Origin of the sequence: Luteimonas kalidii (assembly GCF_029887935.1) — a bacterium.
Taxonomy (GTDB): Bacteria; Pseudomonadota; Gammaproteobacteria; order Xanthomonadales; family Xanthomonadaceae; genus Luteimonas; species Luteimonas kalidii.
On sequence record NZ_JARXRO010000018.1, the window covers coordinates 42092 to 64937 of the forward strand.

At 72.1% G+C, this 22846-nt stretch carries 21 protein-coding genes; 11 read left to right on the forward strand and 10 right to left on the reverse strand.

Features of this window, described 5'->3' with window-relative positions:
* Window positions 1-20: 20 nt before the first annotated feature.
* On the reverse strand, window positions 21-1994 hold the full coding sequence (locus tag QFW81_RS11165; RefSeq protein ID WP_280578859.1) for a UvrD-helicase domain-containing protein: 1974 nt from the start codon (window positions 1992-1994) through the stop codon (window positions 21-23).
* 91 nt (window positions 1995-2085) lie between these two features.
* On the opposite strand from QFW81_RS11165, the gene QFW81_RS11170 reads away from it, so the two are divergent.
* A complete protein-coding gene (locus QFW81_RS11170; RefSeq protein ID WP_280578860.1) occupies window positions 2086-2709 on the forward strand; it encodes a thymidine kinase in 624 nt (207 codons plus the stop codon).
* Here the strand turns inward: QFW81_RS11170 and QFW81_RS11175 are convergent.
* From QFW81_RS11175 to QFW81_RS11190, 4 genes are all read right to left on the reverse strand, one after another.
* Window positions 2645-5524: a serine/threonine-protein kinase gene (locus QFW81_RS11175; RefSeq protein ID WP_280578861.1), complete on the reverse strand. Its 2880-nt coding sequence runs from the start codon at window positions 5522-5524 to the stop codon at window positions 2645-2647. The genes QFW81_RS11170 and QFW81_RS11175 overlap by 65 nt on opposite strands.
* A 205-nt stretch (window positions 5525-5729) precedes the next feature.
* Window positions 5730-6293 (reverse strand): ECF-type sigma factor, encoded by a 564-nt coding sequence (locus QFW81_RS11180; protein ID WP_280578862.1) that lies wholly within the window; start codon window positions 6291-6293, stop codon window positions 5730-5732.
* 88 nt (window positions 6294-6381) lie between these two features.
* Window positions 6382-7209, reverse strand: coding sequence for a bifunctional DNA-formamidopyrimidine glycosylase/DNA-(apurinic or apyrimidinic site) lyase (gene mutM / locus QFW81_RS11185; protein ID WP_280578863.1), 828 nt, complete (start codon window positions 7207-7209; stop codon window positions 6382-6384).
* Window positions 7202-8035: an ABC transporter ATP-binding protein gene (locus tag QFW81_RS11190; RefSeq protein WP_280578864.1), complete on the reverse strand. Its 834-nt coding sequence runs from the start codon at window positions 8033-8035 to the stop codon at window positions 7202-7204. Before QFW81_RS11190 ends, mutM begins: the two co-directional genes overlap by 8 nt.
* 109 nt (window positions 8036-8144) lie before the next feature.
* Between QFW81_RS11190 and QFW81_RS11195 the strand changes: the two genes are divergently transcribed.
* On the forward strand, window positions 8145-9353 hold the full coding sequence (locus tag QFW81_RS11195) for a DesA family fatty acid desaturase (protein ID WP_280578865.1): 1209 nt from the start codon (window positions 8145-8147) through the stop codon (window positions 9351-9353).
* Window positions 9354-9680: 327 nt separating this feature from the next.
* Entirely contained in the window at window positions 9681-10010 is a 330-nt protein-coding gene (locus QFW81_RS11200) for an EF-hand domain-containing protein (RefSeq protein WP_280578866.1), read from the forward strand.
* Between the two features lie 234 nt (window positions 10011-10244).
* Here QFW81_RS11200 and QFW81_RS11205 read toward each other — a convergent pair whose 3' ends face one another.
* A complete protein-coding gene (locus QFW81_RS11205; RefSeq protein WP_280578867.1) occupies window positions 10245-11222 on the reverse strand; it encodes a mitochondrial fission ELM1 family protein in 978 nt (325 codons plus the stop codon).
* A 93-nt stretch (window positions 11223-11315) separates the two neighbouring features.
* Between QFW81_RS11205 and QFW81_RS11210 the strand changes: the two genes are divergently transcribed.
* The 6 genes from QFW81_RS11210 (at window position 11316) to QFW81_RS11235 (ending at window position 16299) form a co-directional block, all read left to right on the forward strand.
* Window positions 11316-11906 carry a malonic semialdehyde reductase gene (locus QFW81_RS11210; RefSeq protein ID WP_280578868.1) on the forward strand — a complete coding sequence of 197 codons (591 nt, stop codon included), beginning with the start codon at window positions 11316-11318 and terminating at the stop codon, window positions 11904-11906.
* Window positions 11907-12119: 213 nt separating this feature from the next.
* Entirely contained in the window at window positions 12120-12839 is a 720-nt protein-coding gene (locus QFW81_RS11215) for a YceI family protein (RefSeq protein WP_280578869.1), read from the forward strand.
* Window positions 12840-12848: 9 nt separating this feature from the next.
* A complete protein-coding gene (locus QFW81_RS11220) occupies window positions 12849-13559 on the forward strand; it encodes a pirin family protein (RefSeq protein WP_280578870.1) in 711 nt (236 codons plus the stop codon).
* 69 nt (window positions 13560-13628) lie between these two features.
* Window positions 13629-13829 (forward strand): zinc-finger domain-containing protein, encoded by a 201-nt coding sequence (locus QFW81_RS11225; RefSeq protein ID WP_280578871.1) that lies wholly within the window; start codon window positions 13629-13631, stop codon window positions 13827-13829.
* Between the two features lie 18 nt (window positions 13830-13847).
* Window positions 13848-14981 (forward strand): glycosyltransferase, encoded by a 1134-nt coding sequence (locus QFW81_RS11230; RefSeq protein WP_280578872.1) that lies wholly within the window; start codon window positions 13848-13850, stop codon window positions 14979-14981.
* Entirely contained in the window at window positions 14944-16299 is a 1356-nt protein-coding gene (locus tag QFW81_RS11235) for an O-antigen ligase family protein (protein ID WP_280578873.1), read from the forward strand. The genes QFW81_RS11230 and QFW81_RS11235 overlap by 38 nt, the downstream gene beginning before the upstream one ends.
* A gap of 119 nt (window positions 16300-16418) precedes the next feature.
* Here QFW81_RS11235 and lpxL read toward each other — a convergent pair whose 3' ends face one another.
* Window positions 16419-17342: an LpxL/LpxP family Kdo(2)-lipid IV(A) lauroyl/palmitoleoyl acyltransferase gene (lpxL, locus tag QFW81_RS11240; protein WP_280578874.1), complete on the reverse strand. Its 924-nt coding sequence runs from the start codon at window positions 17340-17342 to the stop codon at window positions 16419-16421.
* Window positions 17343-17425: 83 nt separating this feature from the next.
* On the opposite strand from lpxL, the gene waaA reads away from it, so the two are divergent.
* Window positions 17426-18727, forward strand: a complete 1302-nt coding sequence (gene waaA / locus QFW81_RS11245) for a lipid IV(A) 3-deoxy-D-manno-octulosonic acid transferase (RefSeq protein WP_280578875.1) — start codon at window positions 17426-17428, stop codon at window positions 18725-18727.
* A gap of 30 nt (window positions 18728-18757) precedes the next feature.
* Here the strand turns inward: waaA and QFW81_RS11250 are convergent, their stop codons facing one another.
* From QFW81_RS11250 to QFW81_RS11260, 3 genes are all read right to left on the reverse strand, one after another.
* Complete coding sequence (locus QFW81_RS11250) at window positions 18758-20092, reverse strand: TolC family outer membrane protein (RefSeq protein WP_280578876.1); 1335 nt, start codon at window positions 20090-20092, stop codon at window positions 18758-18760.
* 32 nt (window positions 20093-20124) lie between these two features.
* Window positions 20125-20778: a protein-L-isoaspartate O-methyltransferase family protein gene (locus QFW81_RS11255; protein WP_280578877.1), complete on the reverse strand. Its 654-nt coding sequence runs from the start codon at window positions 20776-20778 to the stop codon at window positions 20125-20127.
* 136 nt (window positions 20779-20914) lie between these two features.
* A complete protein-coding gene (locus QFW81_RS11260) occupies window positions 20915-21592 on the reverse strand; it encodes a TetR/AcrR family transcriptional regulator (protein WP_280578878.1) in 678 nt (225 codons plus the stop codon).
* A gap of 90 nt (window positions 21593-21682) precedes the next feature.
* Here QFW81_RS11260 and QFW81_RS11265 point away from each other — a divergent pair, with 90 nt between their 5' ends.
* Window positions 21683-22801 carry an efflux RND transporter periplasmic adaptor subunit gene (locus QFW81_RS11265; protein ID WP_280578879.1) on the forward strand — a complete coding sequence of 373 codons (1119 nt, stop codon included), beginning with the start codon at window positions 21683-21685 and terminating at the stop codon, window positions 22799-22801.
* Window positions 22802-22846: the final 45 nt, after the last annotated feature.

Here is a 22846-nt window from a genome sequence, read left to right on the forward strand (position 1 = left end):
GCCGCCGGCAAGTGCGCCGGTCAGCCGTCCAGCAGCGCCTTGATCGAGGCGAAACCGGCGCTCGCACGCTCCTGCCTGCGCGCCGCATCCGCCACCGGGTCGGCGCCGTCGCGCTGCAGTTCGGCGGCGGGCAGTTCCTCGAAGAAGCGGCTCGGCGCCAGCCGCAGCTTCGCGCCCCAGCGCTGCGACTCGAGGCTGTAGGACAGCCACAGCTGCTCCTTGGCGCGGGTGATGCCGACGTAGAGCAGGCGGCGTTCCTCGTCCAGCCGGCCCTCGTCGAGGCTGGCCTCGTGCGGCAGCGTGTTGTCGTCCATGCCGACGATGAACACGTAGCGGAACTCCAGCCCCTTGGCCGCGTGCAGGCTCATCAGCCGCACCTGGTTGCCGGGTTCGCCCTTGTCGGCGTGCGAGAGCAGGGCGAGTTGCGCCGCGAGTTCGCCCGGGCCGGCCGCACGCGCGCCCTCGAACCAGTCCGCGAGCTCGTCGAGATTGCCGCGGCGGATGCGGAAGAGTTCGTCAGTGCGGCACTGCTCGCGCAGCGCGGCCAGCAGCCCGGAGCGCTCGGTGAGCTGGCGCACCAGGTCGGTCGGCGGCAGGCGCGCGGCGTCGGCGCGCAGCCCGCGCAGGATGTCGGTGAAGGCGCCCAGCGCATTGGCCACGCGCGGCTGCAGCTGCTTGAGCAGGGTCATCGACTCGGCCGCGCGCGAGAACGGCAGTTGCGCGTGCTGCGCCATTTCCGCCAGTTTCGCCAGCGACGTCGCGCCGATGCCCCGGCTCGGCGACTGCACCGCGCGCAGGAACGCGGCATCGTCTTCCGGGTTGGCGACCAGGCGTAGCCAGGCCAGCGCGTCCTTGACTTCGCCCCGGTCGAGGAACGCCGTGCCGCCGGACAGGTGATAGGGGATGCGCAGCAGCTGCATCGCCTTCTCCAGCGCGCGCGACTGGTGGTTGCCGCGGAACAGCACGCAGCAGTCGCCCCATTCGGCCTTGCGCGCGGTGCCGAGGAAATGGATCTCGCCGGCCACGCGCTCGGCCTCGTGGGCCGCGTCGCGGCACTCCCACACCCGGATCCGCTCGCCGTCGGCCTGCGCACTCCACAGCGTCTTGGGATGTTCGTGCGGGTTGTGGGCGATCAGCGCGTTGGCCGCGCGCAGCACGCGGTTGGAGCAGCGGTAGTTCTGCTCCAGCTTCACCACCACCAGGTTCGGATAATCCGTGCCCAGCTGTGTGAGGTTTTCCGGGTTGGCGCCGCGCCAGGCGTAGATGCTCTGGTCGTCGTCGCCCACGCAGGTGAAGTTCGCCTTGGCGCCCGCGAGCGCCTTGAGCAGGCGGTACTGGGCGTCGTTGGTGTCCTGGCATTCGTCGACCAGCAGGTAGCCGATGCGCTCGCGCCAGCCGGCGACGGCGTCCGCGTCGGTTTCCAGCAACTGCACCGGCAGCCGGATCAGGTCGTCGAAATCGACCGCGTTGAAGGCCGTCAGCCGGGCCTGGTAGCGCGCGTACAGCGAAGCCGCCTCGTGCTCGCGCGCGCTGCGCGCGACCCCGGCCGCCTGGTCCGGCGACAGCCCCAAGTTCTTGATCCCGGACACCAGCGACTGCATCGCCTGCACCGCGTCGGGCTTGGCGCCCGGCATCAGGTCCTTGATCTGCGATTGGGCATCGTCGCTGTCGAACACCGAGAACCCGCGGCGCAGGCCGGCCTTCGCGGCGTCGGCCTGCAGGATGCGCAGTCCGAGCGCGTGGAAGGTCGAGATCGTCAGCCCCTCGCCGGCCTCGCCGCGGATGCGCTTGCCAACGCGCTCGCGCATCTCCTTCGCCGCCTTGTTGGTGAAGGTGATCGCGGCGATGCGTTTGGCCGGATAGCGCCCGGTGGCGACCAGGTGCGCGATCTTCTCCACGATCACCCGCGTCTTGCCGCTGCCGGCGCCGGCGAGCACGAGCACGGGGCCGTCGCAGTGCTCGACCGCGGCGCGTTGCTGGGGGTTGAGGGACATGCGGGTCAACGACGGGAAGCGGACCCATTTTACCGCGCCACCGCGCTGCCGCGGGAGGCCAGGCCTGCGGTCGCGGTTTAGACTCCGCCCCATGGCCAAGCTCTATTTCTACTACTCGGCGATGAACGCGGGGAAGACCACCAACCTGCTGCAGTCGGCGCACAACTACCGCGAACGCGGGATGCGCACGCTGATCCTTACGCCGCGGCTTGACGACCGCGCCGGCAGTGGCCAGGTGGCCTCGCGCATCGGGCTGCAGGCCGAGGGCGTCGCCTTCGACCGCGAACACGACCTGCAGGCACTGGTGGAACGCGACATCGCCGCGCACGGGCGACTGCACTGCGTGCTGGTGGACGAGGCCCAGTTCCTGGCTCGGTCGCAGGTGTGGCAGCTGGGCGAGGTGGTCGATGCGCTGCGGGTGCCGGTGCTGTGCTACGGGCTGCGCACCGACTTCCGCGGCGAGCTGTTCGAGGGGAGCCAGTACCTGCTCGCCTGGGCTGACGAGATCAGCGAGATCAAGACCATCTGCCACAGCGGCAGCAAGGCCACGATGACCGTGCGCGTGGACGAACAGGGGTTCGCGGTGAGCGAAGGGCCGCAGGTGGAGATCGGCGGCAACGAGCGCTACGTGTCGGTGAGCCGCGCCGAGTTCAAGCGGATCTCGCGCGGCGAGGGACGGATCGACCCCCTGCAGCCGCCGCTTCCGCTGGAGTGAGCGCGCGGCCGTCGACGCACTTCGTGCGCAGGCGGGCGATCTCGCGCGGCACCGCGCCCCCTTCCGGCTGCGCCTGCGCCACCACGAGCGCCAGCGCCTGCAGGCTGGCCAGCGCCAGGTCGCGCTCGCCGGGAAGCCGGCACCGCGCATCGGCGGCGTAGGCGCGCGCCAGCCACGCGGCCTTGCGCAGTTCGGCGTCGTCCTGCGGCAGTTCGGCCAGCGCATCGAGCTGGGTGATAGCGACCGTGTCGCCCTCCAGCGCCTGTTGTCGGGCGAGCGAGATCTCGGCACGGCGCGTGTGGGAATGGCGCGCGCCATAGTCGCCGCGGGTCAGGGTCTGCGCCTGACGCAGCGCCTCCAGCGCCGAATCGCGGCCGAGCGCGGCCTCGACCTCGCCGATCAGCCGCAGGGTGTCCCCGACCAGTCCGTGCCGGGGACCGAAGGCGGCGCGACGCAGCGCAAGCGATTCGCGCAGCGGGGGCAGGGCATCGGTGTCGCGTCCGGCGCTGTGCAGCACCAGCGCCTGGTTGAACAATCCGGAGGCCAGCAGCGGCTCGCTGCCGCGTTCGCGCCAGATGTCGACCGCGAGCCCGATCTCGCGCAGCGCAGCGTCCAGCTCGCCGCGTTCCCAGGCCACGATGGCGAGGCTGTTGCGGATGCGCGCGACGTCCACGTGGCGCGCCCCGAGCCGATCGGTGACCCACGCCAGGGTGTCTCGGAACTCGCGCTCGGCATCGGCGAACCGGCCCTGGTCGACGTGCAGGGCCGCCAGCTGCCGGCGCGCATCGATGGTGGCGTGGTGGTTGGCGCCGCGCAGTTCCAGCGCCAGCGCCAGTGCCTGGCTGCAGTCGCGCTCGGCGGCCAGCACGTTGCTCGATTCCCGCTCGAGCGAGCACAGCGAACGCAGCAGGTCGATGGCGAGTGGATGGCGCGCGCCGGCGCTGCTGCGCAGCAGGGTCAGCGCGGCGCGCATCTCGCCCAGCGCGCGCGGCGTGTCGCCGGTGGCGGCGTGCAGGCTGGCCAGGTCGGCGAGGTTCTCGACGATCCCGGCTTCGTCGCCGAGCGGATCGCGCCGCAGCCCGAGCGATCGCAGGTAGAGCACGCGGGCCTCGGGAATGCGCCTGGCCGCGGCATGGCAGCGGCCGAGCTGCGAATAGAAGCCCGAGACCGGGACCGGCAGGCGGCGTTCGCTGCGTCGCGCCAGCGGCGTCTGCGGCTGCATCCGCTCCATGCACCCGGAGATGTCGCCCTTGAGCCGCAGCACCCGTCCCAGATCGGTGGCCGACTGCAGGCGCAGGCTGGCCGGACTGTCGTCCAGTGCGTCGATCAGCGCGGCCTGGCGCAGCAGCACGTCCAGCGCCTGGTCGTAGTCGCCGAGGCCGGCGCGCAGCCGCGCGACCACCCCCAGCAGCTCGGCGCGCGCGAGCGGCTGTCGCGCCAGCTCGCGCTCGATCCGGCGTTCGCCGTTCTCGATCAGCTGGCGCACGTCGACCGACGCGTCCGAGGGCACGTCGCCGGCCGTCTCGAACAGCCCGACGACGAAGTTCTGCATCGCCTGCGCCCGCGCCGATTCCTCCAGCGCCTGGCGCGCCTGCCAGGCGACGATGCCCAGCGCGCTCACCAGCACCAGCGACACCGCCGCAGCGGTCGACAGCGCCCATCTGTGCCGGCGCACGTACTTGCGCAGGCGGTAGGACACGCTCTGCGCGCGCGCATGCACCGGCTTGCCGTCCAGCCAGCGCTGCAGGTCCAGCGCCAGCGCCTCGACCGAGGGGTAGCGTTGCTCGGGCTTCTTGGACAGTGCCTTGAGCACGATGTTGTCGAGGTCGCCGGTGATCTCGCGGGCGCGGCGCCGCGCACGCGGATCCGGCGCGCCGTCATCCCCGGCCGCGCGCTGCAGCACCTGCGAGGGGCGCTGCGGGTCGACGTTGAGGATCGCGTCCTCCCACTGCGCGTCGCTCGGGCGCTTGAGCTGGTAGGGCTTGCGGTCGGCGAGCAGCTCGTACAGCACCACGCCCAGCGAATACACGTCGGTCATGGTGGTGACCGGTTCGCCGCGGATCTGTTCGGGCGCGGCGTAGTGCAGGGTGAAGGTGCGCAGGCCGGTACGGGTGTGGTCGAGCGCCTGCTCGGGGGTATCGAGCAGCTTGGCGATGCCGAAATCGAGCAGCCGCACGTCGTCCAGCGGCGTGACCAGGATGTTCGACGGCTTCAAGTCGCGGTGGACGATCAGGTTGGTGTGCGCATGGCTGACCGCCTCGCAGACCTGCATGAACAGCTGCACCCGCGCCACCACGCCGGGATCGCGCGCGCGGCACCAGTCGGTGATCGGCTCGCCCTCGACGTACTCGAGCGCCAGATAGGGCTGGTTGTCGCTGCTGATGCCGGCATCGAGCAGGCGCGCGATGTGCGGATGTTCGAGCCGGGCCAGGATCTGGCGCTCGCGGGTGAAGCGCAGGCGCAGGTTGGGATCGGCCAGGCCCGGCCGCAGCAGCTTCAGCGCGACGCGGCGCTGGTACAGGCCGTCGGCGCGGCGCGCCAGCCACACCTGGCCCATGCCGCCTTCGCCGAGCATGCGCTGGAGTTCGTACGGCCCCACGCTGGCGCCGGACTGCACGCCCGGGTGGACACCGATCAGCGGTTCGTTGAGGAAGTCGTCGCCGCCGGCCTCGAGCGCGATCAGCTCCTCGAGGTCGTCGGCCAGCTGCGGATCGTCGTCGCGCAGCGAGGCCAGGCTGCTGGCGCGCGCGACCTCGTCCAGCTCGAGCAGGGCGTCGAGCAGGGGCGAGAGGCGTTGCCAGCGTTCGGCATCCATCAGGACGAAGTGGTCGCGCGACGCGGACCGGGCGATGGTCCGCGGCTCCGGTGCGCCCCCATCCGCCTTCGGCACCTTCCCCCGCGAGCGGGGGAAGGAAAAGCGGGAAGAAGCGCGGGGGCAACGGCTGCATCCCCCCGCCGAAACCCGGACTCCCGGGAATTCCTGCGTCGGCCCATGCCCCCCATGTCGCCGTATTCCCCGGTCACGAATCCTGCAGCGAGGCCAGCAGGAACATCCGCGCCTTCTGCCAGTCGCGGCGGATGCTGCGGTCGGAGCGGCCCAGCAGGGTGGCGATCTCGGCTTCCGACAGCCCACCGAAATAGCGCAGCTCCACCACGTGCGCGAGCTTGGCATCGACGCCGGCCAGGCGGTTGAGCGCCACGTCCAGGGCCAGCATGTCCTCGTCGATGCGCAGGCCGCCCTCGATGTCGTGCGGCAGGTCGGTGACGCGGTGCAGGTCGCCGCCGCGCTTCTGCGCCAGGCGCTGGCGCGCGTAGTCGACCACCACGCTGCGCATGGCCGAAGCCGCATAGGCGAAGAAGTGGGCGCGATCGTCGAACTGGATTTCCTTGCGCCCGATCAGCTTGAGGTAGGCCTCGTGCACCAGCGCGGTGGCGTCCAGGGTCTGGCCCATCTGGCCCGACAGCTGGCGCCGCGCCATGGTGTGCAGTTCCTGGTAGAGCGTCGCCAGCACCCGGTCGAGCGCGCCGCGGTCGCCGCCGCGCGCGGCGTCCAGCCAGAGGGTGATGTCAGCGGTATCGGCCATGCGCGCGAGAAGTCCCGTTCAGCGCCGGGACTATACCGCGAAGGCGCGCCAGCCGTGGCCCGGTCAATGGGCGTCGGCGCTCGGAGCGTCAGCGCTGGCAGTGCCCGCACCAGACCGTGGTGCGCTGGCCGATCGACGCCTGGCGCAGCGGCCGCCCGCAGCGCGGGCAGGGCGCGCCGCCGCGGCCATAGGCCGACAGTTCCTGCTCGAAATAGCCCGGGGCGCCGTCGGGGGCGAGGAAATCGCGCAGGGTGGTGCCGCCGCGGCGGATGGCGTGGTCGAGGATCCGCCGCACTTCGTCGGCCAGCACCCGGTAGCGCTCGCGCGAGATCCGCCCGGCCGCGCGCAGCGGCGAGATGCCGGCCGCATGCAATGCCTCGGCGGCGTAGATGTTGCCCACCCCGACCACGATCCGCTGGTCCATCAGGAAGGCCTTCACCGGGGCGCGTCGGCCGCCGCTGCGCGCGAACAGGTAGTCGCCGTCGAAGTCGTCCGACAGCGGCTCCGGCCCCAGTCCGCGCAGCAGCGGATGGACCTCGCCCGGCGGCTGCCACAGCAGGCAGCCGAAGCGGCGCGGATCGTTGAAGCGCAGGACCTGTGCCGGGTCGGCGCGGGTCTCGCCGAGCACCAGGTCGACGTGGTCGTGCTCGCGCACCGGAGTGGCCGCGGGCAGCACCCGCAGGCTCCCGGACATGCCCAGGTGGAGCAGGGCGCTGCCGGCGACGGTGTCGAGCAGCAGGTACTTGGCGCGGCGGCGCACGGCCTCGATGCGCTGGCCAGGGAGCAGGTCCGGGACCTCCGGCGGGATCGGCCAGCGCAGGTCGGGGCGGCGCAGCACCACGGCGTGCACCCGCCGGCCCTCCACGTGCGGGGCCAGGCCGAGGCGGGTGGTCTCGACCTCGGGCAGTTCAGGCATCCGCGTCGTCCCCCTCGAGTTCGAAGCGCGGTCGCGGGCCGTCGTGCAGGCGCAGCGGCGCGCCGAAAGTGCGCGCGAGCAGGGCGGGTGTCAGCACGTCTGCACGGGGACCGTCCGCGACGATCCGGCCCGCGCGCAGCAGCACCACGTGTCCGATCTCGGGAATCAGCTCTTCGGCATGGTGGGTCACCAGCACCAGGGTCACGCCGTCGCGCGCCAGGCGGCGCAGCGTGCGCAGCATGCGGGCATGGGCGACGACATCCAGTCCCGCCGCCGGTTCGTCCAGCAGCAGCGCCCGGGGCGCGTGCACCAGGGCACGCGCCAGCAGCACGCGCCGGGCCTCGCCGGTGGACAGCGCGGCATAGGGGCGTGCGTCCAGATGCGCGGCCTCGACCCGAGCCAGCGCCGCCGCGGCCCGGTCCTGCCGGTCGGCAGGCGCCGGGTCGGCGTCCTGCGGCGCGAGCCGGGCCTCGAAGGCGCCCAGCACCACGTCGCGCACGGTCAGTTCCGGTACCGACAGCAGGTCTTCGTGCAGCGCCCCGGTCACGATGCCCAGCTGCGCGCGCAGTGCACGCACGTCCCAGCGCGACTGTCCCAGGATGCGCACGGGCGCGCGCCCGTCGGCATGCGCCAGCGGATACAGCTGGCGCGTGATCACCTGGATGAACGTTGACTTGCCGCAGCCGTTCGGGCCGAGGATGGCGGTGTGCCGTCCCTGCGGCAGGCGCAGGCTGAGGCCATCGAGCGCCGCGCGCCCGTCGCGCAGCACGCGGGCGTCGTCGAGCTCGATCAGCGGATCGGTGGAACGGCTGGGGTCGGCGGGCATCTGCGGGACGTGGGGATGAATCGGACTGAACACCATACGTCGGCGCAGGGCTGGCCATGTCCCGGTGGCGGCCCCATCATGCAGGGGTCCCGCACTTTCCGAATACGTCATGCCCGCGTCCCTGATCGATTTCCTCGCCGGTGGCCTGCTGCAGTGGAGCTTCTGGCCGCTCGCCGCCTACTTCCTGGCTGCCACCCAGCTGACCATCCTGTCGGTCACGCTCTACCTGCATCGCAGCCAGGCGCATCGCGGCGTGGATTTCCATCCGGTGCTCGCGCACGTGTTCCGCTTCTGGACCTGGCTCACCACCTCGATGATCACCCGCGAGTGGGTCGCGATCCACCGCAAGCACCACGCCAAGTGCGAGACCGAGGAAGATCCGCACAGCCCGATGCACAAGGGCATCAAGACGGTGTTCTGGCAGGGCGTCGAGCTCTATCGCGAAGCGCGCGGCATGCGCGCCGACATCGAGCAGTACGGCAAGGGCGCGCCCAGCGACTGGATCGAGCGCCATCTGTATACCCCGTATGCCACCCTCGGCCCGACCCTGCTGCTGTTCCTCAGCTTCGCCCTGTTCGGTTTCGCCGGCATCGCGATCTGGGCGATCCAGATGGCGTGGATCCCGTTCTGGGCCGCGGGCGTGGTCAACGGCCTCGGCCACTGGTGGGGCTACCGCAACTTCGAGACCACCGACACCGCCACCAACCTCACCCCGTGGGGCCTGTGGATCGGCGGCGAGGAGCTGCACAACAACCACCATGCCTTCCCCAGTTCGGCCAAGTTCGCGCTGCGCAAGTGGGAGTTCGATATCGGCTGGGCCGTGATCAGGGGCCTGGAAACGGTGAAGCTGGCCAAGGTGCTGCGCGTGGCACCGGCGCTCGACGTGCGCCCGAACATCCAGGTGCCCGACACCGACACCATGCGCGCACTGCTCGCGCACCGCTTCCAGGCGATGACCGACTACCAGCGCAACGTGCTGATGCCGGCGCTGCGCGAGGAGGCGGCCATCGCCGGCGGCAAGCTGCGCTCGCTGTTGCCGCGGCAGCAGCGCAAGGCGCTGGTCGACGACGGCCGCTGGCTCAAGCCGGAAGCGCGCGAGCAGATGCAGCAGTGGATCTCGCAGCGTCCGCGCATCCACACCCTGGTCGAGTACCGCCGCCGCCTGGCCGCCGTGCTCGAGGCGCGCAGCAGCAACGCCAGCGACGCGCTGCATGCCCTGCAGGACTGGTGCCGCGAGGCCGAAGCCAGCGGCATCCGCGTGCTGCAGGACTATTCGGCGCGGCTCAAGGGCTATTCGCTGCAGTCGGTCCGCGCCTGACGCGGGAGCCACCGGACACGCCTCTTCCGCCCCCGGAGAGAGGTCCGGCGTAGATATCACGACAGCGCACGCCGCTTTCCTGCCCCTCGGAAGAGGGTCGGTGGAGAGCATCGACGGCGCGCCGCTCCGCGCCTTGCGGGAGCATTCGGCGCACAGTCTCACTCGGCACGGATCCGCCGCGTGGCGGGAGAGGGATCGGGGCGCGCGCCGGGTGAGGGCGACGCCGCGCACCGCCTGCGCCGCCATCGAGCGCGGATGCCGGGATGCCACGTTCGCCGGGTCTTCCGCCTGCGGGACAGGGCCGCCCAGCCGCTACACTCCACGCCCATGCGCGCCCTCATCGCCTTCGCCCTCGTGTTGCTCTCCGGTGCCCTGTCGGCCCAGGTCACGCGCACCGGCGACTACCTCGCGAAGATGGATGCCGACGGCGATGGCCGGGTGTCGCTGTCCGAATACCAGGACTGGATGAGCTACGCCTTCGACGGCATGGATCGCGACGGCGACGGTGTCCTCTCACCCGCCGAGCAGCCCGGCGGCAAGGGCAAGCCCCTGGCCCGGGACCAGCACCGCAGCCGTCTGGCCGAGCGCTTCCGCCGCCAGGACGCGAACCGCGACGGATTCCTCGACGCCCGCGAACTGGCGGCGCCGCCGCAGTAGCCGCAGCCCCGCGACGACGCCAAGCCCACATCCGCGTAGCCCGGGTAAGCGAAGCGCACCCGGGTCGCGACGTGTTGGGATATCCGCGAGGTCCCGGATGCGGCCTGCGGCCTTATCCGGGCTACGGAAAGCCGACGCACCGGTCTCCCACGATCCGGTCCCGGCGTAGCCCGCGTAAGCGCAGCGCACCCGGGGAAAAGTTGCCGCGGACCTCCCATGGCACAACGTCCCCGCTCACCCCCATCCCAGCCGCTGCCGCACCACCTCCGCCACCCGGCCGGTTTCCCGTAGCGGCGCGAGCTCCGGGCGCGGGCCGGGGGCCACGTCGAACGCGCCGATGCGTCCGCGTGCGCGCAGCGCCTCGAGGAACCGCCGCGGTCGTCCATCCGTGCGGTCGGCGTCGAATACATGGACGGGCACCCGGGTGGCGCAGGCTTCACTCACCATGTTCACCGAGTCGGGCGAGCAGACGATGCGGTCTGCCCAGGCCAGCAGGCCCGGGTAGGGATTGGGACCGTCGCCGGCGCCGTGCCAGAGCACGCCGTGGGTGCCGGCGAGCGCGCGCTGGAGGGCCTCGCCCATGTCGGCGGGCGTGCGCCGCGACACGGTACCGAGCACGCTGCCGCCCTCGCGGGTGGCCCGATCGACCAGATGGCCGCACAGGGCGTCGAGCCGCCCGCGGTCGTAAGGCGCATGCGCCGTGGGGCCGCCGACGAGCAGGACCGTGCGAGGCGCCGGCAGGTCGGCCAGGGCGGCGAAGGTCTGGCGGGCGTCGGCCAGCCAGGCGTCGTCGACCGGATGCAGGCTGCCGAGCAGGGAAATGATCCTGTCACCGTGGCGGTCGTCGTGTTCCGGCACGACCAGCAGGTCCCAGTGGCGGGTATCGATGCGCGGGTCGAGGATCTGCACCGTCCGGGCGCCGCGCGCGCCGAGCAGGCGCGTGGCGAGCGCAGCCTGGCGGCCGCAGCCGATGGCGAGCGCGGGAGGCGCGGCAAGGGCCTCGGCGAACGCGGGTCCGAACGCGTACCGTGCGGCGGGCCATCGGTGCGGCGCCGCCCAGCGCCAGGGCGCGCGCGGCGCGAGGACGAGCCGGCGCGCCCCGCCCCCCAGCGCATCGGCCAGCGCATCGGCTTGCCGGGCATTGCCGGCACGCCCGTCGCTGAGAGACCAGATTTGCGGTGAATGCGCGCCCGCGGCGGCGGCTCGTTCCATTTCTGTAATCATCCGTTCCGATGACCGCGGCTGAACGTCATGCGTGGAACTCTACACTGCAGTCCACTCCAGACCGCTCCCGCAGGACGCCCGATGACCGACACGCTGCCCGATGCCGCGCTCGACCAGCTGTTCCGCACCGCCCGCACCCACAACGCGTTCACCGGCGAGATCGACGACGCCATCCTGCGCCGGCTCCATGACCTGGCGAAGCTGGGGCCGACCGAAGCCAATACCTGCCCGGCGCGGTTCGTGTTCGTGCGCTCGCGCGAGGCGAAGGAGAAGCTCGGGCCCGCGTTGAGCGAGGGCAACTACGCCAAGACGATGGCCGCCCCGGTCACCGTGATCGTGGGCCACGATCTGCGCTTCTACGACAAGCTGCCGGTGCTATTCCCGCACGTGGATGCGAAGTCCTGGTTCGAAGGCTCGCCCGAGGAACGGCTGCAGCGCGTGGCGCTGCGCGGGTCGAGCATGCAGACGGCCTATCTGATCCTGGCGGCGCGCGCGCTGGGGCTCGACACCGGGCCGATGACCGGCTTCGACAATGCCAAGGTCGATGCCGCGTTCTTCGCCGGCACGCCGGTGCGCTCCAACATCCTGGTCAACCTGGGCCGCGGCGATCCCGCCGCGCTGTACCCACGCTCGCCGCGGCTGTCGTTCGACGAGGCGGCGCGGATCGAATGAGGCATCCTGCGCCCTGCGATACCGCTAGGCCGCCGCCCGGCGCCGGAGCGGATCGATGGCGCGCGGCGGCAGACGTTCTGCCAGGGCGCGCTCGGCGCCCGGCCAGACAGTGCAGTCCCGCATGATCCGCCGTACCCGCAGCACCCGCCGTGCAGGCCTGGCAGCCGTCCGCCCGGGCCGTGCCATCCACCCACCCGTTCCGAGGTCACTTCCATGCAACGTCCCATCCAGCTGCTGCTCCCGCTCGCCCTGACCCTGGCCATCGCCGCGTGCTCGCCTGCGGAGCCGCCCGCCGCTGCCGATTCCGCGGCCACGCCGACCCCCGCGGCGGATGCCGCCGCCGCGCCTGTCGCGGAACCGGCCGCCTCCGATGCCGCGCCGGTCGAAGGCGTCTCGGGCACCTACGTGATCGATCCGAACCACACCAACGTGGTCGCGCAGTGGAGCCATTTCGGCTTCTCAAACCCGGTCGCCAACTTCGGCCAGGCCGAGGGCGCAATCGTGTACGACGCCGACAACGTCGCCGCCTCGTCGGTCGAGGTTACGCTGCCGCTGGCCGGGCTGGACTCGTTCTCGGACGATTTCGACGAGCATCTGCGCAGCGCCGATTTCTTCGACGCGGAGAAGTTCCCGGCGATCACCTTCAGGAGCACGTCGGTCGAGCCTGCGGGCGGCAACCGCCTCAGGATCACGGGCGACCTCACGGTGAAGGACATCACGAAGCCGGTGGTGCTGGACGCCACGATCAACCGCTTCGCCGAGCACCCGATGGCCAAGCGCCCGGCTGCCGGGTTCGACGCCACCACCACCCTCAAGCGCAGCGACTTCGGCGTGGGCGCCTACGCGCCGAACGTGAGCGACGAGGTCGAGTTGCGCATCACCACCGAAGCCATGGTCGCGGCGCCGGAAGGCGCCGACGCCGCGGAAGGCTGAGGCACGGCGATGCGCATCGTCCGACGCTCGGCCGATCGCGGGCACGTGGATGCCGGCTGGCTCGACAGCCGGCACACGTTCTCCTTCGGTCACTACCACGATCCGGCGTGGATGGGCTTCGGGCCACTGCGCGTGATCAACGAGGACCGGGTGGCGCCGGGTGGCGGCTTTCCGCCGCACCGGCACGCGAACATGGAGATCCTCAGCTACGTGATCAGCGGCGCGCTCGCGCACCGCGACAGCACCGGCAGCAGCGGCGTGCTGCGCCCGGGCGAGCTGCAGTGGATGAGCGCCGGCAGCGGCATCGAGCACAGCGAGTACAACGGCTCGGACGCCGAGCCGGTGCACTTCCTGCAGATCTGGATCATGCCCGACCGCGGCGACCTGCCGCCGGCCTACGCCCAGCGTGCGTTCGATCCGGCCAGACGCCAGGGTCGATGGGCGACGCTGGCCTCGCCCGATGGCGAACTGGGCAGCCTGGCGATCCGCCAGCAGGCCTGGCTGCGCGGCGTGCGGCTCGGCGACGGCGAGCGGGTCGTGCACGCGCTCGATCCCGCGCGCCTGTACTGGCTGCACGTGGCGCAGGGCGGTGCGGTGGTGGACGGGCAGGCGCTGGCGGCGGGCGATGCCATCGGCCTGACCGGCGAGGGCGGAGAACTGCAGTTGGCGGGCCGGCCGGGCGAACCGGCCGACCTGCTGCTGTTCGACCTGCCGCCATAGTCCGGACCGCCGGGCCGGCGCCGCTTCCGCGGTAGAATGCCGCGGCTTTCCGACTTCCCTGCCGCCGCCATGACCGCCATCCAGCCCCAGCCCACGCAAGCCAACGCGCAGCGCCAGTACGAAGTGCGACGCGCCGACCTGCCGCTGAGCTGCCCGCTGCCGTCGATGGCGCTGTGGAACTCGCATCCGCGCGTCTACCTGCCGATCGAGGCCGACGGCGGCCAGGCCGACTGCCCGTACTGCGGCGCGCACTTCGTCCTGGTCGACTGACGCGGCGGCGGCCCGGCCGTGCCGCGCCCACTGACCGTGGTGCAGCTGCTCCCGGCGCTCGAGTCCGGGGGCGTCGAACGCTCCACCCTCGAGATCGCACAGGCGCTGGTGCGCGGCGGGCATCGCGCGATCGTGGTCTCCGCCGGCGGGCGTCTGGTGCCGCGGCTGCTGGCCATGGGCGCGGAGCACGTCACCCTCGACATTGGGCGCAAGTCGCTGCTGGTGCTGCGGCACGTGCCCGTGCTGCGGCGGCTGTTCGCGCGCGAGCGGGTCGACATCGTGCATGCGCGCTCGCGCCTGCCGGCCTGGCTGGGCTGGCGCGCGCTGCGCGGCATGCGGGTCGCGACACGTCCACGCTTCGTCACCACCGTGCACGGCCTGAACTCGCCTTCGCGCTACAGCGCGATCATGGCGCGCGGGGAGCGCGTGGTCTGCGTCTCGCAGACGGTACGCGACCATGTGCTGCGCCATTATCCCGCGATGGATCCGGCGCGCCTGCGCGTGATTCCCCGCGGTGTGGACCCGGCGGACTTCCCGCGTGCGCCGCATCCGGACCGCGCGGCGCGTGCGCGCGTCGCTGCGCGCCATCCGTCGCTGGACGGAGACGGGCCGTTGCTGCTGCTGCCGGGGCGCGGGACGCGGCTGAAGGGCCATGCCGACGCCATCGGCCTGCTGGCCGCACTGCGTGCCGGCGGCATGGATGCGCGACTGTGGATGCCCGGCGCGGTCCAGGACGGGCGCGAGGCCTACCTCGACGAACTGCATGCCACCGCGCGCACCTCCGGAGTCGAACAGGCGCTCGAACTGGGTCCTGCCACCGACGCGATCGCGGAGGCCTACGCCGCCAGCGACCTGGTACTGCAACTCTCGCGCAAGCCCGAGTCGTTCGGTCGCACGGTGGTCGAAGCGCTGTCGGTTGGGCGGCCGGTGCTCGGCTGGGACCACGGCGGCGTAGGCGAACTGCTGCACATGCTGCAGCCGACCGGTGCGGTGACCCCGTTCGACGCCGCGGCGTTGCTGCACACGGCGCGCGCGCTGCTCGCGCAGCCACCATCGCTTCCCGCTACGATTCCGTTTACCTTGCAGGCGATGCAGGACGCCACGCTGTCGGTCTATGACGAACTCCGCGACCCTCACGACGCCGCCCGCTGAGCCGCGCGCCGGCTGGCGCTGGGCGCCGCATTGGGTGCTGGCGTTCGTGGCGCTGTGGCCGGCGCCGGGCTATGCGGAAGCGGTGATGGTGCTCGGGGCGCTGGCGGCGATCGTGCACCTGCTGGTCGGCCGTTTCCGCGGCGGCATGCGCCTGCTCAGCCTGCAGGCCTGGGCGCTGACCAGCGTGCTGTTCTGCGCCTACTGGCTGCCGCAGCTGGTGTCGTCCTTCGATGCGGTCGACCAGGGCCGCGCGCTGCGCGAATCGCTGGTCGACCTGCGCTACCTGCCGTTCCTGTGGCTGGCCGCCTCCGCGGTCGCGACGCCGCGCGGGCGCAGGATCACGTTCGGCGGGCTCGCGGTGATCGTCGCGGTGTGGACGGTGGATGCGCTGGTGCAGGTGGTGTCGGGCACCAGTCCGCTGTTCTGGAGCATCGACGCGCTCAAGCAGGCGATCAGCGGGCGGCCGATGTGCACGGCCGAGCAACTGGTGCTGGCCGACCGCCTGGGTGGCGTGCTCGGTCCGTGCAACCTCAAGCTCGGCGTGGTGCTGGCGAGCCTGTCGCCGTTCGCGCTGTATGCCGCAGGCCGGCGCCTGGGCAGCGCCGGCTGGATCGCGGCTGCGCTGCTGATCGGCGTGGTGGTGCTGTTCGCCGGCTCGCGGGCCTCGTGGATCACCTTCGCCCTGGTCCTGCTGTTCAGCGGCTGGAGCCTGCTGGGCTGGAAGAAGCTGCTGGGCGTGTTCGCGGCGGGCGCACTGTCGCTGGCCGCGTTGACCTATTTCTCGCCGCAGGTACAGGAGCGCGTGCTGCGCACCGCTCAGGCCTGGACGGCGGAAGGCGACGACGGCGTCGACACCGCCCTGTCCGGTCGCGCGCGGATCTGGGGCGCGGCGATGTGCATGGCGCGCGAGCATCCGGTCAACGGCGTGGGCGCACGCGGCTTCCGGCAGGCGTTTCCCGCCTGCGATCCGGCGCCGGGCGAGCTCGCGGCCTGGGGCGAGGGCCCGGCATTCCACGCCCACCAGATCGTGCTCGAGATCCTCAGCGAGACCGGCGGCATCGGCCTGCTGCTGTGGCTGGCCGGCGCCGCGCTGGCGTGGCGCGCGTGGCGCTACGCGGATGCGCAGGCGCGCATGCGGGCGCGTCCGGCGATGCTCGCGCTCGCAGTCACGGTGTTCCCGTTCAATACGCACCTCGCGTTCTACTCCACGTTCTGGGGCGGGCTGACGCTGCTGCTCGCCGCGCTCTACGCCGGCAGTCTGCTGGCCGGTCGCACGCCGGCACCGCCCGGGGAAGCCACGACGCCAGCGACCGCCTAGCGGCGAGGCGTCGCGTTGTCAGTGTGGGCGCGACGCTCGGCGACAGCACGTGCAGCGTGGGCGGCGGCGACGGCGCGCGGTCGGCTCGACGCGTCCAACCCGTGGACGCAGGCAGCCGCTCAGAGGTTAGCGTAGGGCGAGCTGCCGTCGGGTTGCCGCTTGAAGCGGCGGTGGATCCACAGGTACTGATCCGGCGCGGCGCGCACCATGGTTTCGATGCCGGCGATCACGCGCGCGGTGTCCGCCACGGGATCGTCCGAGGGGTAGTGGTCCAGCGCCGGCCACAGGGTCAGGGTGTAGCCGCCGTCGGCGCGCCGGCGGTGCTGGTACAGCACGACCGCCGCGCCGGACAGGCGCGCGAGCGAATGGGTCGAGGTCAGGCTGTGCGCCGGCTGGCCGAAGAAGGGCACGTACACCGCGTCGCCGCGGCTCGGGTCCTGGTCGGGTGCGTACCACAGCAGCCCGCCCTTCTTCAGGTGCCGCACCGCGCCGCGCACGTCCTGCTTCGGGAACATCGCCGCCGCGTAGCGCGCGCGGCCGCGCCGCACCGCCCATTCCATCGCCGGCTGCGCGTGCGGGCGATACATGCCGGCCAGCGGCGCGTGGTCGCACATCAGCCGGCCGCACATCTCCAGCGTGCTGAAGTGGCCCGAAACCACGATCACGCCGCGCCCGCCCGCACGCGCGGCTTCCAGGTGTTCCAGGCCTTCGACCACGAGGCCGCGGCGCATCGGCGCCACCGAACCCCACCACGCGCGCGCGAACTCGAACAGGCCGATGCCGAGCGCGTCGAAGTGCTCCCGCAGCAGGCGCTCGCGCGCGTCGGGTTCGCGCTCCGGGAAGCACAGGGCGAGATTGCGCGCCGCCACCTCGCGCCGTTCGCGCAGCGCCACGCGCAGCAGCGTGCCGATGCCGCGTCCGATCGCGCGCTGCCACATCCAGGGCAGTCGCGCCGCCAGCGCCATCGCGCCGATGCCGAGCCAGGTGGGCCAGTGGCGCGGCGACAGCGGCGGCGGAGGCAGCGGTGGTTGCGCGGAAGCCATGCGGCGATTGTAGTCGGTGGTCCGGACCGCAGCCGGTGACGGCGGCGGCACCCGCGCCACGATTCCCCGGCTATCCTGTGCCGATGCCCGCCGACATCACCGAACGCCTGCTGCGCGGCCTGTATTCGGCGGCGCTGTATCTGCTGGTGCCGGTGACCGTGTATCACCTGATCTGGCGCGGCTTCCGCCAGGAGGCCTATTTCGAACGCTGGAGCGAGCGCTACGCGCGCTACGCCGACCCGGCGCCGCCGACGCCGGTCTGGGTGCACGCGGTCTCGGTGGGCGAGGTCAATGCGGTCGCGCCGCTGGTGCAGGCGCTGCTCGACGCGCGCCCCGGCGAGCGCCTGCTGGTCACCACCATCACCCCGACCGGCTCGGCGCGCGTGCGCGCGCTATGGGGCGACCGGGTCGAGCACGTCTACCTGCCCTACGACCTGTCGGGCGCGGTGCGCCGGTTCCTGGCGCAGTTCCGGCCGCGGATCGCATTGGTGGTCGAGACCGAACTGTGGCCGAACCTGCTGCTGTGCTGCCGCGATACGGGCATCCCCGCCTATCTCGTGAACGCGCGGCTTTCGGAGCGCTCGCTGCGCGGCTACCGGGTGTTGCGGCCACTGCTCGCGCGCGTGCTGGCCACCCTGCGCCGGGTCGCGGCGCAGTCCGCCGATGACGCGCGCCGCTTCGCCGCGCTCGGCGCGCCGGAAGCGGTGATCACCGTCACCGGCAACCTCAAGTACGACATCGACATCGACATGCAGGCGATCGCGCAGGCGGCCCGTGGTTTCCGCGAACGCACCGGCACCCGGCCGGTGTGGATCGCCGCCAGCACGCATCCCGAGGAGGAACCGGCGGTGCTCGCCATCCACCGGCAATTGCGTGCGCGATGGCCGGATCTTCTGCTGCTGTGGGCGCCACGGCATCCGGAACGCTTCCGCAGCGTGGCGCAGCAGGCGCTGGACGCCGGCTGGCGCGTGGCCACGCGCAGGCTCACGCGGCTGCCCGACCCGGACGACGCGGTGTTCGTGCTCGACACCCTGGGCGAGCTGCAGCAGTTCTACGCCTGCGCCGATGTCGCCTTCGTCGGCGGCAGCCTGCAGGACATCGGCGGGCACAACCTGCTCGAGCCGGCCGCGGTGGGCACGCCGGTGGTCACCGGGCCGCACCTGCACAACTTCGCCGACATCGCGCGCCGCATGCAGCAGGCCGGCGCGATGCGCGTGGGCAGCGATGCGACCCAGGTCGAGCAGGCACTGGCCGCGCTGCTCGGGGACGAAGCCGGGCGTTCGGCCATGCGCGAGGCCGGCCTGGCGCTGGTGCGCGATGGCCGCGGCGCGGTGCAGCGCACGTTGGCGCTGATCGACCCGGACCTGCCGCCGCACGCCGCGTGAGCGGCGCGGGCGCAGGGGCTCAGCCGCGGATCACTGCCGGACGTCGGCAGGCGCGGTGGCGTCGACGGTCAGCAGGCGGTTGATGTCCTGCACGGTGCTCGCGTCGAGCGTGCCGGCTGCCTGTTCCAGCAACAGCCGGTTGCGCAGGTAGCGGTACTTGGTGATGGCGTACGCCTCGCGCGCCTGGAACAGGTTCTGCTGGTTGATCAGCACGTCGATGACCGTGCGGGTGCCGACTTCCAGGCCGACCTGGGAGGCGTCGTAGGCGCTCTGCGCCGACACCAGCGCCAGCCGGCGGGCCTCGACCTCGCTGATGCCCGCCTCGAGCGCCTGGTAGGCGCGCCGCGTATTCCGCTCGACCGCGCGACGCCCCTGTTCCAGCTGGTCCTGCGCGATGTCGCGGCCGGCGATGGCCTGGCGCACGCGCGACTGGGTGGCGCCGCCGGCGAAAATGGGGACGGTCAGCGTGAGGCCGATGCTGTGGCCCTCGTCGTTGACCGACACGCTGCCCGGCGTCGGCGAATACCAGCTCGCGCCGTTGCTGTAGGTCACGCCGAGGTCGAGGGTCGGCAGGTGGCCGGCACGCGCGGTCGAGACATTGTGCTCGGCGCCCTGCACCGAGTAACGCGCGGCCTGCAGGCTCGGGTTGCCGTCGGCCGCGCGCTGCACCCACGACTCCGCATCGCCGCCCGGCGGCAGCTCCGGCCGGAAGTCCTCCGGCAATGCCTTGAGGAGGTTGATCGGGGTCCCGGTGATCTCCGCCAGCGCCTGGTAGGCATCTGCCAGCAGATTGCGCACGACGATGGTGTTGGCGCGCGCGGCATCGTATTGCGCGCGTGCCTCGTGCACGTCGGTGATCGGCGCCAGGCCGACCTCGAGGCGCTTGTCCGCGTAGTCGAACTGCTTCTGGAACGCTTCCTCCGCGGCTTCGGCCGCCGCCAGGGTCTCAAGCGCCACGAGCACGTCGAAATAGGCATTGGCGGTGCGCGAGATCAGTTCGTCGCCGGCGGCTTCGAAGTCGTAGTCGGCCGCGGTGCTGTAGTCGCGCTCGGCACGCAGGTTCGAGATCGCGCCGAGGTCGACGATGGCCTGGCCGAGCGTGGCGCGGTAGTTGCGGCTGCGCGCAGTGCCGGTTTCGCCGGCCTCGTGCACGCGGTCCAGCGTCGCCTGTCCATTGATCTGCGGCAGCAGCGCGGCACGCGCCTGCACCGCATTCTCGCGGTTGGACAGGCGACTGGATTCGGCGATCGACAGCTGCGGGTCGTTGGTCCGCGCCAGCTCGTAGGTCTGCATCAGGTCTTCGGCGAACACCGGAGCGGACGACAGCGCGAGGGCGAGGGAAAGAACCAGGGGGCGGCGGAGCATCGGGAATCCTTGGCGAAAAAAACCGGGGTGTATCAGAACTTGAATTCGGGGCGCGGTTCGGCGCCGGCGAGGTAGGGCAGTTCGGTCTCGAACAACGATTCGATACGGTGGCCGTTGACGTCGTTGCGCAGCAGTGCCGCCTCCATCGCCGGCAACCGACCGTGGACGACGAACATCCGGCCACCGGGACGCAGCCAGCCGACGAAACGTGACGGCACCGCATCGACCGCACCGGTCACGCAGATCGCGTCGAACTGGCGCCCCGGTTCCCACACGAACGCATCGGCGGCCACGACTTCGACATTGCCGGTGCCCTGCGCCTGCAGCCGGCCATACGCGGCCTCGGCCAGATCGGCGTGGCGCTCGAGACTGGTCACCTCGCGCGACAGGGCGGCCAGGCAGGCGGTCAGGAAGCCGCTGCCGGTGCCGATTTCCAGCACCGATTCGCCCCCGTCCAGCGCCAGCGCCTGCAGGGCGCGGCCCTCGAGCACCGGCTTGAGCATGGTCTCGCCATGGCCCAGCGGCAGCTCGAGGTCGGCGTAGGCGAGCGCGCGGTGGCGTTCGGCGACGAAGGCCTCGCGCGGCAGGCGCGCCAGTACCTCGAGCACGCGCGGATCCAGCACCTCCCAGGGGCGGATCTGCTGCTCGACCATGGTCTCGCGGGCCTTGGCGTAATCGAAACTCATCGTGCGGTCCGGATCGGAAGAGGGAAGGAACGCGATTCTACTGGCCGGATCGGCCGATTTCCCGGGGCCATGATCGCCAGCGGGCCCCGCCGGGCTGAGTGCCGGAAGTCACCGCGACCGATGGCGCACCGCGCGCTCACCCGGCGGGCGTCGCAGGGCGCGCGTAGGCGCGCAGGAACATGTCGACGGTGGCTTCGATATGCGCCTCCACCGCGGCGTCGCCCGGGTGGTCGCACAGACCGCAGGCCATGCGCGTGTGCAGGTCGCCCTTGAGCAGGGCGAAGAACTGGCGCGCCGCGCGCGGCACGTCCGGCAGGTCGAGTTCGCCCAGTGCGCAGCGCGCCTCCAGGAACGCGGCGAATGCGCGCTGGGTGCGCTCCGGCCCGGCCTGCCAGAACATCTGGCGCACGCGTTCGTCGCCGCCGGGACTCATCATCATGCGATGCGTGGCCAGGGCTTCATCGCTGGTGATCATGGCGAAGAAGGCGCGCGCGATGCCTGTCAGCTGCAGCCGCAGTGGCGCGCCCGTATCCGGCACGAACAGGTCGTCGGGCATCAGCGAGGCGCAGACCACGCGTACCGCCTCGCCGAACAGCGCTTCCTTGTCGCCGAAGTGGCTGTAGACGGTGAGCTTGGACACGCCGGCCTCGGCGGCGATCTGGTCCATGCTCGCGCCCTCGAATCCGTGCTGGGTGAACATGCGCGCGGCGGCATCGAGGATCGCGGCGCGCTTGGCCAGGTCCTTGGGGCGGCCGGGTCCGGGCGTGGTACGCGGAGGGGTCGCCGCGGAACTGGGCAGGGGCTTGGAAGGCATCGGCTAATACTAGACTAATCGGTTCTCTATTTATACTATACGCACCGGTTCATTAATCGGACGCGCACGATGCACGGCAGGCGACACGGGGTGGGACGGTGGCTGCAGGCGCTGGCACTCGCCGCCCTGCTGTCCGCCTGCGGGCCGGAGCCCGGGCGCCAGCCCGATCCGCGCCCGGTCCTGGTCGAGCGCGCGGCGGCCGGCGAGGACGCGTCGGTCTCGGCCTTCCCCGGCGAGGTGCGCGCGCGCGAAGAGAGCCCACTCGCCTTCCGCATCGGTGGCAACCTCGTGCGGCGTCACGTCGATGCCGGCGACACCGTGCGCCAGGGGCAGGTCCTGGCGGAACTCGACCCGGGCGACCAGCGGCTGCAGGCGCGGGCCGCGCAGGCGCAGCTGGCGGCCGCCGAGGCCGAACTGGGCCGTGCCCGTGCCGACCGCGCGCGCTACGCCACCCTGGCGCGCGACCGGCTGGTGAGTGCCTCGGCCATGGACGCACAGGACGCCGCGTGGAAGGCTGCCGACGAACAGGCCAGGGCCGCCCGCGCGCAGCTGGAGGTCGCGCGCAACCAGGCCGGGTATTCGCAGCTCCGCGCCCCGCGCGACGGCGTGATCGCCAGCCGCCAGGCCGAGGCGGGCCAGGTGGTGGCCGCAGGCCAGGCGGTGTTCACCCTGGCCGGCGATGACGGCCGCGAGGTCGCGATCGCGCTGCCCGAATCGCGCATCCGCGACTTCGCCATCGGCCAGGCGGCCGAAGTGGAATTGTGGAACGCCCCCGGACGGCGGCTGTCCGGCACGTTGCGCGAGATCGCCGCGGCCGCCGACCCGCAGGCACGCACCTACGCCGCGCGTGTCGCGCTGCGCGCCGGGGATGCGGACCGGGTGGAACTCGGCCAGAGCGCGCGGGTGTACGTCCGCAACGCCGACGCCGGCGACTCCCTGAGCGTGCCGGTGGCCGCGCTGCAGCCGGGCCCCGACGGCGGACATGCGGTCTGGGTGGTCGATCCGGGCACATCCACGCTGCGCCTGGTGCCGGTGCGCCTGGGTGCGTACGGCGAGCGCCGGGTCGCGGTGGTCGCGGGCCTGCAGCCGGACGACCGGGTGGTCGCGGCCGGCGGACACCTGCTGCGCGCGGGCGAGAAAGTGAGTCCGGTGGATCGCGACAACCGCCCGGTCGCGCCGACGGACCGGACGCCGGAGCGAGCACGGTGAGGGGCGCCGATCGATCCAGGGTCCGGCCGGGCCGTCGCGCGGCAG

What these genes read in the sequence shown, in the direction of transcription:
- mutM (WP_280578863.1), bottom strand. Translation starts at nt 7,209, where the DNA reads ATGCCTGAACTGCCCGAGGTCGAGACCACCCGCCTCGGCCTGGCCCCG.
- QFW81_RS11250 (WP_280578876.1), bottom strand. Translation starts at nt 20,092, where the DNA reads ATGCTCCGCCGCCCCCTGGTTCTTTCCCTCGCCCTCGCGCTGTCGTCC.
- QFW81_RS11195 (WP_280578865.1), top strand. Translation starts at nt 8,145, where the DNA reads ATGCCCGCGTCCCTGATCGATTTCCTCGCCGGTGGCCTGCTGCAGTGG.
- QFW81_RS11175 (WP_280578861.1), bottom strand. Translation starts at nt 5,524, where the DNA reads ATGGATGCCGAACGCTGGCAACGCCTCTCGCCCCTGCTCGACGCCCTG.
- QFW81_RS11225 (WP_280578871.1), top strand. Translation starts at nt 13,629, where the DNA reads ATGACCGCCATCCAGCCCCAGCCCACGCAAGCCAACGCGCAGCGCCAG.
- QFW81_RS11210 (WP_280578868.1), top strand. Translation starts at nt 11,316, where the DNA reads ATGACCGACACGCTGCCCGATGCCGCGCTCGACCAGCTGTTCCGCACC.
- QFW81_RS11260 (WP_280578878.1), bottom strand. Translation starts at nt 21,592, where the DNA reads ATGCCTTCCAAGCCCCTGCCCAGTTCCGCGGCGACCCCTCCGCGTACC.
- QFW81_RS11180 (WP_280578862.1), bottom strand. Translation starts at nt 6,293, where the DNA reads ATGGCCGATACCGCTGACATCACCCTCTGGCTGGACGCCGCGCGCGGC.
- QFW81_RS11190 (WP_280578864.1), bottom strand. Translation starts at nt 8,035, where the DNA reads ATGCCCGCCGACCCCAGCCGTTCCACCGATCCGCTGATCGAGCTCGAC.
- QFW81_RS11235 (WP_280578873.1), top strand. Translation starts at nt 14,944, where the DNA reads ATGACGAACTCCGCGACCCTCACGACGCCGCCCGCTGAGCCGCGCGCC.
- waaA (WP_280578875.1), top strand. Translation starts at nt 17,426, where the DNA reads ATGCCCGCCGACATCACCGAACGCCTGCTGCGCGGCCTGTATTCGGCG.
- QFW81_RS11170 (WP_280578860.1), top strand. Translation starts at nt 2,086, where the DNA reads ATGGCCAAGCTCTATTTCTACTACTCGGCGATGAACGCGGGGAAGACC.
- QFW81_RS11215 (WP_280578869.1), top strand. Translation starts at nt 12,120, where the DNA reads ATGCAACGTCCCATCCAGCTGCTGCTCCCGCTCGCCCTGACCCTGGCC.
- QFW81_RS11200 (WP_280578866.1), top strand. Translation starts at nt 9,681, where the DNA reads ATGCGCGCCCTCATCGCCTTCGCCCTCGTGTTGCTCTCCGGTGCCCTG.
- QFW81_RS11220 (WP_280578870.1), top strand. Translation starts at nt 12,849, where the DNA reads ATGCGCATCGTCCGACGCTCGGCCGATCGCGGGCACGTGGATGCCGGC.
- lpxL (WP_280578874.1), bottom strand. Translation starts at nt 17,342, where the DNA reads ATGGCTTCCGCGCAACCACCGCTGCCTCCGCCGCCGCTGTCGCCGCGC.
- QFW81_RS11165 (WP_280578859.1), bottom strand. Translation starts at nt 1,994, where the DNA reads ATGTCCCTCAACCCCCAGCAACGCGCCGCGGTCGAGCACTGCGACGGC.
- QFW81_RS11205 (WP_280578867.1), bottom strand. Translation starts at nt 11,222, where the DNA reads ATGGAACGAGCCGCCGCCGCGGGCGCGCATTCACCGCAAATCTGGTCT.
- QFW81_RS11255 (WP_280578877.1), bottom strand. Translation starts at nt 20,778, where the DNA reads ATGAGTTTCGATTACGCCAAGGCCCGCGAGACCATGGTCGAGCAGCAG.